Origin of the sequence: Haloarcula sp. Atlit-120R (assembly GCF_003665885.1) — an archaeon.
Taxonomy (GTDB): Archaea; Halobacteriota; Halobacteria; order Halobacteriales; family Haloarculaceae; genus Haloarcula; species Haloarcula taiwanensis.
Genome location: NZ_QPLN01000106.1, coordinates 1 through 443 on the forward strand (window position 1 = coordinate 1; position 443 = coordinate 443).

Annotated in this window: 1 rRNA gene; it reads left to right on the top strand. The window is 60.0% G+C overall.

The features are described 5' to 3' along the window. A 16S ribosomal RNA gene (locus DVK01_RS21440) occupies positions 1-443 on the top strand; the annotation flags it as partial.

Here is a 443-nt window from a genome sequence, read left to right on the forward strand (position 1 = left end):
ATCCCATACCACCACTGGAATGAGTGGTATGCCAAACGCTCCGGCGCCGAAGGATGTGGCTGCGGCCGATTAGGTAGACGGTGGGGTAACGGCCCACCGTGCCAATAATCGGTACGGGTCATGAGAGTGAGAACCCGGAGACGGAATCTGAGACAAGATTCCGGGCCCTACGGGGCGCAGCAGGCGCGAAACCTTTACACTGCACGACAGTGCGATAGGGGGATCCCAAGTGCACAGGCATAGCGCCTGTGCTTTTCGGTACCCTAAGGCGGTACCAGAATAAGGGCTGGGCAAGACCGGTGCCAGCCTCCGCGGTAATACCGGCAGCCCAAGTGATGGCCGATCTTATTGGGCCTAAAGCGTCCGTAGCTGGCCGCGCAAGTCCATCGGGAAATCCTCCTGCTCAACAGGTGGGCGCCCGGTAGAAACTGCGTGGCTTGGGA